Annotated in this window: 12 protein-coding genes; 8 read left to right on the top strand and 4 right to left on the bottom strand. The window is 53.6% G+C overall.

What is annotated here, in order from left to right:
* Positions 1-191: 191 nt before the first annotated feature.
* A complete protein-coding gene (mutL, locus tag QZP87_RS01955; protein ID WP_291321240.1) occupies positions 192-1928 on the bottom strand; it encodes a DNA mismatch repair endonuclease MutL in 1737 nt (578 codons plus the stop codon).
* A 2-nt stretch (positions 1929-1930) separates the two neighbouring features.
* Positions 1931-4201, bottom strand: coding sequence for an LPS assembly protein LptD (gene lptD / locus QZP87_RS01950; protein WP_291321239.1), 2271 nt, complete (start codon positions 4199-4201; stop codon positions 1931-1933).
* Between the two features lie 526 nt (positions 4202-4727).
* Between lptD and QZP87_RS01945 the strand changes: the two genes are divergently transcribed.
* The 7 genes from QZP87_RS01945 (at position 4728) to QZP87_RS01915 (ending at position 11422) form a co-directional block, all read left to right on the top strand.
* Entirely contained in the window at positions 4728-5738 is a 1011-nt protein-coding gene (locus QZP87_RS01945) for a PhoH family protein (protein WP_291321238.1), read from the top strand.
* Positions 5739-5768: 30 nt separating this feature from the next.
* Positions 5769-6203 (top strand): rRNA maturation RNase YbeY, encoded by a 435-nt coding sequence (gene ybeY / locus QZP87_RS01940; RefSeq protein WP_291321237.1) that lies wholly within the window; start codon positions 5769-5771, stop codon positions 6201-6203.
* Between the two features lie 262 nt (positions 6204-6465).
* Positions 6466-7128 (top strand): phosphatidylserine decarboxylase family protein, encoded by a 663-nt coding sequence (locus QZP87_RS01935; RefSeq protein WP_291321236.1) that lies wholly within the window; start codon positions 6466-6468, stop codon positions 7126-7128.
* The gene (pssA, locus tag QZP87_RS01930) at positions 7125-7892 is read left to right on the top strand and encodes a CDP-diacylglycerol--serine O-phosphatidyltransferase (RefSeq protein ID WP_291321235.1); all 768 of its coding nucleotides are present in this window, start codon (positions 7125-7127) and stop codon (positions 7890-7892) included. The genes QZP87_RS01935 and pssA overlap by 4 nt, the downstream gene beginning before the upstream one ends.
* 171 nt (positions 7893-8063) lie before the next feature.
* Positions 8064-9614, top strand: a complete 1551-nt coding sequence (locus tag QZP87_RS01925) for a 2-isopropylmalate synthase (RefSeq protein ID WP_291321234.1) — start codon at positions 8064-8066, stop codon at positions 9612-9614.
* A 35-nt stretch (positions 9615-9649) separates the two neighbouring features.
* Entirely contained in the window at positions 9650-10909 is a 1260-nt protein-coding gene (gene leuC / locus QZP87_RS01920; RefSeq protein ID WP_291321233.1) for a 3-isopropylmalate dehydratase large subunit, read from the top strand.
* A 21-nt stretch (positions 10910-10930) separates the two neighbouring features.
* Positions 10931-11422 (top strand): 3-isopropylmalate dehydratase small subunit, encoded by a 492-nt coding sequence (locus tag QZP87_RS01915; RefSeq protein ID WP_291321232.1) that lies wholly within the window; start codon positions 10931-10933, stop codon positions 11420-11422.
* A gap of 24 nt (positions 11423-11446) precedes the next feature.
* On the opposite strand, the gene QZP87_RS01910 is transcribed toward QZP87_RS01915, so the two are convergent.
* Positions 11447-12352, bottom strand: a complete 906-nt coding sequence (locus QZP87_RS01910) for an ATP-binding protein (protein ID WP_291321231.1) — start codon at positions 12350-12352, stop codon at positions 11447-11449.
* 3 nt (positions 12353-12355) lie between these two features.
* Positions 12356-12550, bottom strand: coding sequence for a hypothetical protein (locus tag QZP87_RS01905; RefSeq protein ID WP_291321230.1), 195 nt, complete (start codon positions 12548-12550; stop codon positions 12356-12358).
* Between the two features lie 267 nt (positions 12551-12817).
* Here QZP87_RS01905 and QZP87_RS01900 point away from each other — a divergent pair, with 267 nt between their 5' ends.
* Positions 12818-13177: a response regulator gene (locus tag QZP87_RS01900; protein WP_291321229.1), complete on the top strand. Its 360-nt coding sequence runs from the start codon at positions 12818-12820 to the stop codon at positions 13175-13177.
* Positions 13178-13589: the final 412 nt, after the last annotated feature.

Genomic DNA, 13589 nt, shown 5'->3' with positions numbered 1-13589 from the left:
GACTATCAATATCCGCATAACTGCTCCAGTTAATTTTAACGCGGGCTCTGCCCGCAATCCAGTTATCAGTTATCTGTACTCTGTTAGTGGCTTACTCCTGAAACCCTGTCATAAAAAACAAGAAACTTTTCTTTATTAGGTTGCGGGCATGGCCCGCTTTAGAGGAGTAAATCACTGATTAAATCCTGAAACTATCTACGTTTAAACAGCCTCTCCAACTCCCTGCTGCCAAGATCCATACAGATGGGCCGGCCGTGGGGGCAGAAATTCATCTCCTTGCACTGCATGAGCTGGTGAGCCAGCCCCAGGGCCTCGTCCCGGGTCAAGGGACGGTTGGACTTGACCGCGCTTTTGCAGGCCAGGGCTATAAGGATATTATCCATGTCCCGGACTTTATCCTGCAGCATGCTGCGCAGGGCTTCCAGGCCCTGGCCGGAGGACATGAAATCCGGCAACCCCTTTACCAGCAAGGTCTTTTCATCCTGAAGCTCCAGCACAAAACCCAGTCCCCCCAGCTTTGACCAGATTTCTTCCAGGAGGCTTCTCTCTGCCTGGTGCAGTGCCACATGTACAGGTATAGCCAGCAGCCTGGTCTGCACCTTCCTGTTTTCCTGCTTGAGATCCTCGAATACTATCCTTTCATGAGCCCCGTGCTGGTCTATGACTAGCATTCTGCCTGTATCCTTCATAAAAACCAGGTAACTGTTTTCTATCTGTCCCAGATAAGAGAGCCCCGGACCAGGAACATGCACCGGGGCGGGCATCTTCCGGGGGGAGCTGTCCCCATAGTCCGGGGCGATTTCGTGGCGAAAATCCTCCTGGAAAACCGGCATCTCTGGGCGGGCTTCCCTTGGACCTGTCCTGTAAGTTGTATCCAGGTTTATTTCCGGGTCCATATCCAGGCCCTTATCTTCAGGAGGTTTATCGGGCACGGCGAAATGATTCTGCTCCAGAGATCGGGCAACGGCCCTGGAAACCAGGGAAAAAATATGTTTTTCATTTCTGAATCTCACCTCAGACTTGGCCGGATGTACATTCACATCCACCTCTGCCGGGGGGAGATCCAGAAAAATGACCGCCTGGGGATACTCCCGTGAAAGAAGCCTGCCCTTGTAGGCCTGTTTCAGGGCTGAAATGAGTATTTTATCTCTCACAGCGCGGTTATTGACGTAAAAGAGCATGCGCTCGCCTCTGGCCTGAGCGTTTTCAGGCATTGAGGTCAGCCCATGCACCCTGAAATCCCCCTGATCCAGCTCCACGTCCCTCAAGTCCCTGCAGATCTGCTCCGGCCATACCCGGGAGAGCCTGTCGCGCAGGGTCTCATCCCTGAAAAAACGATACAGGTTACGACCGTCGGAAAACAGTTCCAGGTCCACCTCCAGGTTGGTCAAAGCCAGCCGGATGAAGATTTCCGAACACCTTTTACCCTCAGTACCCCTGGTTTTTAAAAACTTCAGCCTGGCCGGGAGGTTGGCCAGCAGGTTCTGAACCCTGACCCTGGTACCCGGGTTCATGGCTTCAGGTCCATGATCCAGGTGATTCCCGTATAAAATCTCCAGGAAATTCCCCTCGTCCTGTCCTTTGGGGCGGGAAGACAGGCGCAGTCTGGACACGGAAGCGATGCTTGGCAGGGCTTCTCCCCTGAATCCGAAACTTTGCACCGCTGCAAGGTCCTGCATGCTGGCAATCTTGCTGGTGGCATGCCTGTGGACTGCCAGTGTCATGTCCTGGTATTGCATGCCGTACCCGTCGTCAACCACTTCCACCAGAGCCAGGCCTCCCTCCTCCAGGTGTACGTGTATGCTTTGGGCCCCGGCATCCAGGCTGTTTTCCAAAAGCTCCTTGACTACGCTGGAGGGCCTTTCCACCACCTCACCGGCTGCGATCTGGTTCTGCAGCCCGGCAGGTAGAATTATTATCCTGCTCACTGCTAAAGCCCCCATGATCCCAGGTTCAACAGGTTGATTCGAAAAGAAAAACTGTGATCATAATCCGTTTGCCTGTACTCGAAAACATAACTGTAGCACTGGTGCCGGTACTCGGCCACAAGCCTGTTCTCCAGGCTGGAGGAAGATTCCAGGTCCCTTTTCATGGAGGTCTCAAACCTCCATCTGCGCAGGTATTCCAGGTCCAGGCCTACTTCCAGGATGTTTACCTTTTGGTCGATTTTTCTATCGTACTCCTGGATTTCATTTAAAAAATCCAGGCTGAACCAGGTTCTGGCCTTACCCGGCCAGGTCAGGCTCAGGGTATGCTCATGTTCTGTGATCATGTTTTCATAAAACGAATACCAGGTCTTGTTGCCCAGGGTAACGTACTCATTCGGGCTGAAACTGATTTCAGACATGAGATCCGAAAACGGCCTGCGGCTGTACTCCCGGCGCTGCTGACTGCGCCTTGCTTCCCGAAAATCGTAAGACTGCTCCAGTTCCACCCGTAAAAAGTCACGGTAATCCAGCCCTACATCAGCACCCCCTGCTGCATCCTGGACCCGTTCCTGCCTGCGGGTGAGAAGGTTCCTAAGGCTGTATGTAAGCTCTTCCCTGGCTGCTATACGATCCGTGGAATCAAAGGCCGGATACTTGTCCTGATTCTTGTCCGGAATGTAGTCGAACTCCAGTTTCGGGATCAGGGCATGCCTTACCCCGGTCCAGGCTGAGTCCCCCACCTGGGCTATGTCCGGATCAAGTCCCGGACCGGTATCAAAAACACGCATAAGTTCGGTATCAGCCCGGATATTGATATCGTAAATTCCCCTGGCTTGAAACCGACTCTCGCTGTCCCGTTCTTCCGGGTCGTCCTGAAAAGTGTCGATAAAATAACCGGTCTGCCTCCACCCGGCACTGGGAATAATCCTGCCGAATCCGGATCGCATGGGCATAGTCAGCCTGGGATGCAAATCCAGTCTGGCCGCAGTTGTTCCAAACTCTCTCCAGAAATAGACACCCTGGTTGGCGGATTCCAGCTCAAAGGGCGAGTTGCCCAGGCGGGTGCGGTATAGATCCAGGCTGACTTCCGGCAGTCTCTGAACCGTAGGATTTTTTCGGGAGGGCTTGTTGCTGTTTTTGTATTCCAGGTTGTCGGTGTACACCAGCCTGGTATTGAAGCCCAGCCTGTCCCAGTTGCGGTTGGCCCTGAATATATTGTTTCTGAGCAGGCGGTCGCGTTCCTGGATGTCCCGGCCGAACTCGTCCTGGAACTCGTCCCGGCTGGCATAGTATCCTGAATGGCCGGTGCTGAACTCCCTCAGGTAGTTCTGGTCCGAAACATAGTCCACATCCAGGCGGAAGGTCCACTGTGTCGCCGGATCGTAATGATCGTACTTGCCCCTTATCCAGTAACGGTCCCGGTTGGGCCTGAAAAGGCCGTCATCCTCAAACCTGCGGGGCTCATCGCCTTGGTCATGCACTTCTTTGTCCCGTAGCCAGTCAGCCCTCCAAAGGCCTTTCCGGTGCAGTCTGGGTGTATGGCGGTACTCCAGTCCGGGCATAAAGCCCCGGTCTGTGTAGTAATTGGCGTAAAAGGTCATGTCCCTGTGGTCGTCTATGACGTAGTAGTATGGGAGATTTATATTCATTCCGTATTCCGAGCCCTGGCTGATACTCGGGAGCAAAAAGCCGCTCTGGCGTTTGGTTCTCACCGGGGCGATCATGTACGGGGAGTAAAGAACCGGCCTGTCCAGAACCCGGAATCTGGGATGCCATATCCTGGCATGACCCTCCACGGTTACTTTACCCCGGCTGGACTTGATGGACCAAGGGGCGGGCCGTTCATCGCAGGAAGTCATAACCCCTTCCTGGTAGGTATAGGTATGAGGGCCGGTTTTCTCCAGTCTTTTCCCTGATAAATAGACATTGTCCTCGGACAGGAATAACCTGCCGTCTACTATCCAGCCCACATGATTCTGCAGATCCAGTTCCGCCTCCCGGCCCTGGATGTAGTCCCCTTCAAACCTGGCCTGGATATTCCCCTTTAAGTATATCCAGCTGGTATCAGTATACAGCCTGGCGTAATCGGCCTGAACATAATCGTCCATACGCCACATACGGACATTGCCGAAAGCTTCCACCAGGTTTTTGTCCTGGTCTGCGTACATTTGATCCGCCTCAAGCTCCCAGGGTTCATCTGAAGCCCAGGAAAAACCGGCGCTTAAGAGGATGCCCGCCAGTAAAACAAAAAACGCCAGGTTAGTCTGATACATAACGAAAAGAGCCCTTTGGTTCAGGGATAATTCTTGGAAAAACTCACTTTATAAAAAAACCGGCTTGCAGTTATGTTTGTTCCCGGGAACCCACAAGCCATTGTCCCGGCTTGTGTTTAATAATAATAAAGTATAATAGAGGCTGTCAGGCAATGACAGCATCAAGCGTGTCTCAGGGTTCATACCCCATGATGCCTCAGTGCTCAACATAAAAAAGTAACCATTCAGGGGAGCAGGTGCCGGCCAGGGGGACAGGCCCCGCGACACTTTTACTGCACAAAAACACAAAGTACTGACGCAAAATTTTGTGAAGCTGCATAATCATTACATAGCGGGGGACAGTCCCCTGGCCTTGTGCCAGTAATCACCACCGAGGACCCCCTGCATGGTTACGACAGGTTTATTAAAATAAGTGAGGGAAGAGCCAGTCCCCGTGCCACATGCAAAGCGCTGAACAGATACAAAAAATCTGGTTTTGCCCGGCAGGGCAGATAATATTACCTGATAAAACAAAACTGGAAACAAAATGCCTGAAAACAAAACAGATCAGCTGCAATTCAGCAATTCCGCCTACGTTCAGGAACTGTGCGGCCCCCAGGGACGCAACCTGGAGACAATTCATCAGCAGGCCGGGGTGCAGATAGAAAGCCGCGGGGGTTCCATAACTCTGACAGCAAAGGACCAGGGCGACCTGGAACTGGCCAGAAGCAGCCTCCTCCAGCTCTACGCCCTTATTGAATCCGGCTACAAGGTCTACCCCGAGGATGTGGAGGCGGCTCTAAGGATCCTCAGGCAGGATATAAAGGCTGATCTGAAAAGAATATTCAAGAAGGAAGTCTTTGTTGTTTCCAGCAAGAAGACCATTGCCCCCAGAAGTTCCACCCAGAGGGCCTATCTGCAATCCATAAAGGAAAAAGACCTGGTTTTCGGGATAGGCCCGGCCGGCACCGGCAAGACCTACCTGGCCGTGGCTGTGGCCATATCCTACCTCATGCAGAGGGTGGTCAAGAGAATCATCCTGGCCAGGCCGGCAGTGGAAGCCGGGGAAAAGCTGGGATTTCTCCCCGGGGATATGCTGGAAAAGGTCAATCCCTACCTGCGTCCCCTGTATGATGCCCTGCACGACATGCTGGAATTCAACAAGGTCCAGGAACTTCTGGAGAGCGGAATGATCGAGGTAGCCCCCCTGGCCTTCATGCGCGGGCGAACCCTGAACGAGTCATTTATAATCCTGGATGAGGCCCAGAACACAACCCCGGAACAGATGAAGATGTTTCTTACCCGAATGGGGCTTGGTTCCAAGGCGGTCATAACCGGGGACATCACCCAGGTGGATCTGCCCGGGGCTGCTGTATCCGGGCTCATTCAGTCCCGGGATGTGCTCAAGGGAGAGGAAGGCATCAAGTTTATCTACTTCAATGAACACGACGTTATCCGCCACAGCCTGGTAGCCAGAATAATCAAGGCCTATGAACGCTTTGACCAGGCCCGCTCCGAAAAAAAGGAAAAAGGCGGAAAGCCCGGACATGAAGAGTAAGGCACATCCACTGCGCCCGGAGGGAGCAGGATGTTGAAAATAACAGTGGAATTCAGTACTCCTCTTTTTCCGGTCCTGTGCCTTGGCCGCAGAGAAGTCCGGGACATGATCCGAAGGATTCTGGAAACTCTGGGTTACCCGGCCTCGTCGGTAAACCTGATAATCACCGATGATCTCCGCATGCAGCGCCTGAACATGGACTTTCTTTCCTGTCCCGGCCCCACGAATGTCCTGGCCTTTGAGGAAGAATCCAGGCATGAAAACGGATTTCTGGGAGAAGTCTTTATCAGCGCCCAGGCTGTAAAACGCGAGTCCACCCTGTATGGCCAACCGGTGTTTGAGCACTTTGTCCGGCTCCTGGCCCACGGGATTGAGCACCTGGCCGGTTTTGAGCACGGCCCGGAAATGGAAGACCGGACCCTGCACCTGCAAAGAACCATTAAAGCAGAGGAATACGGACTTTAAACCCGAAAAAATCTAACGCGGGCCATGCCCGCAACCCATTTTTTTCACGCAAAGGCGCCAAGATCGCAAAGGAAGGCAGCCTTATCCAAAACCTTATCCCGGTTTTGGACAATACACCTGCTTCGCGTCTTTGACTTTGCGTACTTAGCGTCTTAGCGTCTTTGCGTGAGAATTTTCTTGTTTTTTATGACCCCAGTGAAATGAAGGAAATTTCATCACGCCAGAGGCGTGACAGGCAAGGTTTCAGGAGTAAGTCACTGACATGCAAAAAACTCACTTTCATATCCGCCCCGAAGGGCTGAACATCATCTCCCTGACTGTGCTGGCCACCCTGGTCTTCTCCCTGCTTGGCTGGGCCATAGCTTCAATAATCGGCCTTGTGGCCTTTTTTTTCGCTCTAAATTTCTTCCGGGACCCGGAAAGGGTGACCCCGGATGCACCTGGTGTTGCAGTGGCCCCTGCAGACGGCAGGGTGGTCAAGGTTGAGACCATGCTGGATCCTTTTACCAGGGAAGAAAGAACAGCCATATGCATCTTCATGAACGTCTTCAACGTCCATGTTAACAGATTTCCCCTGACAGGTACGGTCCGGGCCATAAGCTACCATCCCGGAAAATTTGTCAACGCCTCCCTGGACAAGGCCTCGCTGGACAATGAAAGATGCGCCCTGCAATTTGAGGATGAAGAAAGCCGGACCTGGACCATGGTTCAGATAGCCGGACTTCTGGCCAGAAGGATCGTGTGTTATGCTGAAACAGGAGACAAATTGTCCAGGGGACAGAGATTCGGTCTGATAAAACTGGGATCCAGGGTTGACCTTTATCTGCCGCAGGGGTATGTTAGTACAGTAAGCGTGGGCGACAAAACCATTGCCGGACAAAGCATAATCGCCCGCAAAAACGATTCAGCGCCTGGAAGCACATGACTCAGAATACATCCGGACCCAAACATAAAGGTTTTTACATCCTGCCCAACCTTCTGACCACTGCGGCCCTTTTCGCAGGGTTTCTGGGGATACTCTGGGCCATTGAAGGCCGTTTTGAGCAAAGTGCACTGGCCATACTGGCTGCCTGCATATTTGACGGGCTGGACGGCAAAATCGCCAGGCTCACCAAATCCGCCTCGGATTTCGGCATCCAGTTCGACTCCCTCTCGGACCTGGTTTCATTCGGAGTATGCCCGGCTGTCACCATCTACTTGTGGCAGACACACAACTTCGGCCAGGTGGGCCTTGTAGTGCCTTTTCTGTTCATGGCCTGCGGAGCCCTGCGTCTGGCCAGGTTCAACCTGCAGACCAAAAACCTGCCCAAGAAATTTTTCGTGGGCCTGCCCATTCCGGCCGCCGCCTGTACCCTGGCTGCACTCATCCTGTTCAGCACCTATCTGCCCGAGGTGGTCCTCATCCACGTACTGCCGACCTTTACCATGGCCCTGGCCTTTATCCTCAGCCTGCTCATGATCAGCAAGGTCAAGTATGCTTCCTTCAAGGAACTGGAAATGGTCCGCCTGCACCCTTTTTCCTCCACTGTAACCGCCATCATGCTTTTTGTCCTGGTGGCCTCGGAACCCAAGCTGATTATTTTCATAGTCTTCATGACCTATATAATTTCCGGTATACTTTATACTTATCTTTATCTGCCCCTGCGCAAGCCCGCTCATCTACGGGAACCCCGCAAGGAGTTCCCGTAAAAATCTTTTCTTCTGATAATCAATCCTTGAGGGATAATTACCGCATCCGGCCTGAAATCACATTTAGAGCAATGCGTACTGTCGGATCAGGTGCATCCCAGGTTGTTGCTCATGGACTTTTGCGCCGGATTAATTTAAATACAGCAGGTTTTCTTAAAAACCAGCCAGGAGATGGATATGTCTGATAGAATCTATATTTTTGATACCACTTTGCGCGACGGAGAACAGTCACCCGGGGCCACCATGAACGCCGGGGAAAAGATACGTCTGGCCAGACAGCTCGAACGCCTGGGAGTGGACGTCATAGAGGCCGGGTTCCCCGCTGCCAGTGCCGGGGACCAGGAGGCCGTCTCCGAAATTGCAGCCACAGTGAAGGACTGCCAGGTGGCCGGCCTCTGCCGTGCGGTCAAGGAGGACATGGACAAGGCCTGGAAAGCAGTGAGGCACGCTGCCCAGCCAAGACTGCATACCTTCCTGGCCACTTCGGATATTCACATGAAATACAAGTTGGACAAAACCAGGGAACAGATCATGGAAATCGCTCACGAGGCGGTGACCTACGCCAGGAGTCTCTGTCCCAGCGTGGAATTTTCGGCCGAGGATGCCTCCCGCTCCGATCCAGGGTTCCTGGTGCAGGTGGTTCAGACCGCCATAGACGCCGGAGCCGGAGTCATAAATATCCCGGACACCGTAGGTTATGCCCAGCCCCAGGAATATGCAGAACTCATCGACTACCTTCTGACCAACGTAAAAGAAAGTGAACGGGCCATATTCAGCGTGCACTGCCACAACGACCTGGGGCTGGGGGTGGCCAACACCCTGGCCGCCTGCAAGGCCGGGGCCAGGCAGGCGGAAGTAACCCTGAGCGGCATCGGAGAGCGTGCCGGCAACGCGGCCCTGGAAGAACTGGTCATGGCCCTGAACGTACGCAAGGGTTTCTACAACCTGGAAACAGGTATAAAAACCGAGCAGATATATCCATCCTGTCGGCTTCTGTCCATGATCATAGGTCAGCCCATACCGCCCTACAAGCCCATTATCGGCGGCAATGCCTTTGCCCACGAGTCCGGCATTCACCAGGCCGGGATGCTTAAGAACCGTGAGACCTACGAGATCATGACCCCGGCCAGCATAGGCAAGGCCGGCAGCGACATAGTCATAGGCAAACATTCCGGCAGGCACGCCCTGAACCAGAAGCTGGAAGAACTGGGATACCGCCTGACCAGGGAACAGCTGACCCAGGTTTCAGAGGTGGTCAAATCCCTGGCGGACAAGAAGAAAAAGCTGTACATGGAGGACGTGGAGGCCATTGTCCTGGAAGAGGTCTACCGCATCCCGGACAAATTTAAACTTATCTACCTGAGCTCCATTTCCGGCAACATGGCCATCCCCACTGCAGCCCTGAAAATGGAAGTGCTGGGCGAAGAAAAACAGCTTTCCGATTTCGGGGTGGGAGCCATTGACGCGGTCTTCAACACCATCGACCGCCTGGTGAAGCGCAACCCCACTCTGCTTCGCTATTCTGTAAACGCCATTACCGGCGGTACTGATGCCCAGGGAGAAGTCACGGTGAAGCTGGAAGAAAACAGTGTCACTTCGGTGGGCAGAGCGGCCGACCCTGATGTTATTGTCGCCAGCGCCAAGGCCTATATAAACGCCCTGAACCGGCTGGCCAAGAAGGAAACCGATCCCAAGGCGGAACAGAGCCGCAACATTCCCTGATCAATATACAATCGAGATAGATAAGGAGAGGCGACGTGGGAAAAAATCTGGCTGAAAAGATTCTGCAAAAGCATAGTCCAGAGGAGATAAAAAAGCCCGGGCAGATAATACCCTGCCGGGTAAGCCTGGTCCTGGCCAACGACATCACCGCCCCCCTGGCGGTGGATTCTTTCCGCAAGATGCAGGCGCCCAGAGTGTTCGATGCAGACAAAATAGCCCTGGTCTGCGATCATTTCACCCCCAACAAGGACATCGCCTCCGCCGAGCAGGTGCAGAAAGTACGCCGTTTCGCCCGGGAAATGAACATTACTCACTACTACGAAGGCGGCAACGTGGGTGTAGAGCATGCCCTGCTGCCTGAACTGGGACTGGTGGGACCGGGGGACGTAGTGGTGGGGGCTGACAGCCACACCTGCACCTACGGCGGCCTGGGGGCCTTCGCCACTGGAATGGGCAGCACCGATATCGCTGCAGCCATGGCCCTGGGGGAGACATGGTTCAAGATCCCGGAAACCATCAGGGTGAATATGAATGGAAGCCTGGATGAGTTCACTACTTCCAAGGACCTTATTCTGAATCTCATTGGACGCATCAAGGTGGATGGAGCCCTGTACCGGGCCCTGGAATTCGCCGGTGATACCCTGGCCGAGCTGGACGCTGAAGCCAGAATGACCATGGCCAACATGGCCATTGAAGCCGGGGGCAAGGCCGGGCTCTTTCCCGTGGACCAGGTCACCCTGGACTACTGCCGGGAACATGGCCGCCTGGGCGACGATCTGCTTGAGCCTGACGGGCAGGCCGGATACTGCATGCAGGTGGATATGCAGGTCAGCGGCATGCCCCCACAGATCGCCTGCCCGCACCTGCCGGACAATGTAGCCGGGGTGGACGACCTGGGAGAAATAAAAGTGGACCAGGTGGTTCTGGGATCGTGCACCAACGGCCGCATCTCGGATCTCAGACAGGCCGCACACATATTAAAGGATCGTAAAGTGGACAAAAACGTTCGCTTTATCGTCCTGCCGGCTACTCCTAAAATATATGCCCAGGCCCTGGAAGAGGGCCTGCTGGAAATATTTTTAAAAGCCGGGGGCATAATAGGCCCTCCCACCTGTGGTCCCTGCCTGGGCGGGCACATGGGTATTCTGGCCTCAGGAGAAACCTGCCTGGCCACCACCAACCGCAACTTCAAGGGCCGCATGGGCAGCCTGGAAAGCAAAGTCTACCTGGGCTCGCCCTACGTGGCCGCGTCCACCGCTGTAGCCGGGCGCATCATTCACCCCGCGCGGGTTTAATCATTCTGCAGGAGGAAAGTTATGCATTTCAAAGGCAAAGCGCACAAGGTGGGAGATCATATAGATACAGACGCCATCATCCCGGCCAGGTTCCTGGTAACCACTGATCCGGAAGAACTGGGCCGCAACTGCATGGCCGGCCTGGAAGAAAACTGGGTCAGCCGGATAAACAAGGGGGATATCCTGCTGGGAGGCAAGAATTTCGGCTGCGGCTCTTCCCGGGAGCACGCCCCCATAGCCATACTCGGCGCAGGGATTCCCGTGGTCGTAGCCCACAGTTTCGCCCGCATATTTTACCGCAACGGCTTCAACATGGGCCTGGTCCTGCTGGAGGTAGGCGATGAGATAAGCAGGCTAAGCGATGGTGATGAACTGGAAATAAAGGCCCTGGAGGGCAAGATTATCAACCATACCACGGGGGACACTGTAAACAGCCTTCCAGTTCCTGAGTTCATGGCCGATATCCTGGCCAAAGGCGGGCTCATCAACTATGTCCGGGAAAAGGCGGCCTGAGACAGAGTCAACCTGCAGCACCCCCTATCCCTTTGCGCCCATGATCTCCCGAAGACGGCATACCCCGCAGACCTCCCCGGTGGTGGGGTAGCCGCATACCGGACATGGCTCCGGCTTCAGCCCTTCCAGGTCTTCCTGACGGGCAAAAGCCCGCCTTGCCCGATTCAAAAAGCCCTCATAAAAGTTGATTTTGCGTCCCGGCTGCTGGTGCTCCAGTTCGTCCAGCAGGGACTTGTAAAAGGTAAAACTGGCCCCCCTGCTGTAGGGGCAAGGGGCATAGCAGTAATCTATACCCGCCAGGAAACTGTAGTTGGCGGTTTCGAATTCGCTGAGTCTGTAAAGGGGCTTGACCTTGCGCACAAAGCCCTCTTGCGCCGGCAGTGCCGGCCCCTGGTCTCCCAGGTAGGCCGTGTCCCAGCGCATAACATTGGAAAAGAGCCTGGCAACTTCATCATCCAGGTTATGTCCGGTTGCCAGGACGCTATAGCCGTTGTCCAGGGCGAACCTGTTGAAGTAGTATCTCTTGATTTGCCCGCAAACCGAACATACCGGCCGGCGCAACTTTTTCTGCACCTCGGGTATAGGCAACCCTTCCTTTTGCAGATCAAGAACATGCAGGTTGATCCCCAATTCCCGGCAGAACCTTCCCACATGCTCCCCGGCCTTGACAGAAGAATCCGGAATGGCCAGATCTATATACAATCCGGCTGTGTCATAGCCCAGAAGTTTCAGTTCTCTGGCCAGGGACAGCGAGTCTTTGCCTCCGCTGAGGGCGATGAGTATTTTGTCCTCTGGCTGGAAAAGATCTTTTTCCTTGATGGCCTTTTGCACCTGCCTGGAGAAAAACACCTGAAAACAGTCCGGGCAGAAACCGGCATTGTGGCTGGGCAAAGCCACTGCCGCAGTTGCTCTGCATCTGGTGCATTTCACTTATCAACCTCGGGAAGCAATTTTTCTGACAACAATTTTATCCTCCTCGTCCAGCATTCTGTCAGGAGTAAGAAGCTCATTTTCGCGTATGACAATGGCCTGGTTAGGCCTTAGTTCAAGCTTTTTCAAAAGATTGATTACGTTACCTGACCTTTCAATATGCACCATTTTGTTGTCAGGTTCAATGAGGATTTGCATGTCTATACCCTTTTATTTTTAGAAAAAATTTAATACACTATCATTTTACGCAGGCAGCTGTATCTGTGTAACGTTAACCAGTCAGGGGGTACTCGGTGGTGATTACCGGCACCAGGCCTGGGGACCCAGTCCCCGTGCCACATGCAAAGCGCTGAACAGATACCAGGCAGCAAGCTTGAGTGTTGAACATCTTTTGAAGATCCAGAATACTCCCTTAAACGGTTTCCAGGTTAACACACTACGAGTATTGAACAAAAGGAGTTTCATATGAGTAAAAAGATTTTGGTTGTGGACGATGAACTGCACATCCGCATGCTTTACCAGGAAGAGTTTGAAAGCAGCGGCTACAATGTGGTCACCTCAGACGGCAGCGAGCCCATATTGTCCCTGCTGGACCAGGAAAATCCAGATCTGGTTGTACTGGATATAAAGCTTGGCCAGGACAAGTCCGGCCTGGATATTTTGCAGGAAATCAGGTCCAGGGACCAGAACCTGCCGGTAATACTGTGCACTGCTTACGACAGTTTTCAGCATGACCTGAAATCCATAGCTGCTGACTACTATGTGGTCAAGTCGGTTGATCTCACTGAACTTCTGGAAAAGGTAAAGCAGATACTGAAAAAATAGTCATGTCCGGAGTATCCGTGGGTTTGAGCCCTGAACATTCTTCTTTAAAAGGCCGGACACCGGCCACCCTGTAAGGGTTGACCGTTCAGGGGGTTCAAAATGGTGAGGCCGGCGATTACGCCTTTGGTGTGACTGGGGACAGTCCCGCACTAATTATTCAACCCCCGGAAAGCAACAGGCCTGGGCCGGTACCGTTGTAGTTCCTGGCAACAGGCCTGGGGACTGTCCCCGCTTAGTACTATCTGTGCAGGTTCACACAACTCAGCGTCTGTCATATTTTATTTGTGCAGGAAAGGTGTCGCGGGGACTGTCCCCTGGCCGGTACCGTTGTAGTTCCTGGCAACAGGCCTGGGGACTGTCCCCGCTTAGTACTATCTGTGCAGGTTCACACAACTCAGCGTCTGTCATATTT

Origin of the sequence: Desulfonatronospira sp., from assembly GCA_003563255.1 — a bacterium.
In the GTDB taxonomy this organism is placed as follows: Bacteria; Desulfobacterota; Desulfovibrionia; order Desulfovibrionales; family Desulfonatronovibrionaceae; genus Desulfonatronospira.
The sequence above is the reverse complement of the archived record's forward strand: the minus strand, read 5'-3'. Positions and strand labels throughout refer to the sequence as shown.